Source organism: Mesorhizobium sp. M8A.F.Ca.ET.202.01.1.1 (genome assembly GCF_004791595.1).
Classification (GTDB): Bacteria; Pseudomonadota; Alphaproteobacteria; order Rhizobiales; family Rhizobiaceae; genus Mesorhizobium.
Genome location: NZ_SRUN01000324.1, coordinates 1 through 280 on the forward strand (window position 1 = coordinate 1; position 280 = coordinate 280).

General features: G+C 65.4%; 1 protein-coding gene. It reads right to left on the bottom strand.

Going from position 1 to position 280, the window contains the following annotated elements; translation table 11 throughout:
- A partial coding sequence (locus EN845_RS35045; RefSeq protein ID WP_135931359.1) for a hypothetical protein occupies positions 1–280 on the bottom strand: 280 nt, incomplete at both ends.

Here is a 280-nt window from a genome sequence, read left to right on the forward strand (position 1 = left end):
TTCGGGGGGGGCGCCTTCGAGCCTGGCCCGCTCAAGGGCCTGTTCGCTGCTCAGCGTTATCGTGCTGGCGCGGTCGTCTTCGGCCGAGATTGCTAAGGCGCTGAGCAGAATGCGCTTTTCGACGGCGAGTCTGATCGAGGCCTCCATGACCGATGCCGCCAGCGTGGGGTTGTCCTTCAGATCCGCCAGGCTGCCATCGACGTCGAACCGGCCCTGGTGGAGCTTTGCCGCCTGCGCCTTGACATATGGCGCCGACTTGAAGCCCGGCCTCTGCTCCAAG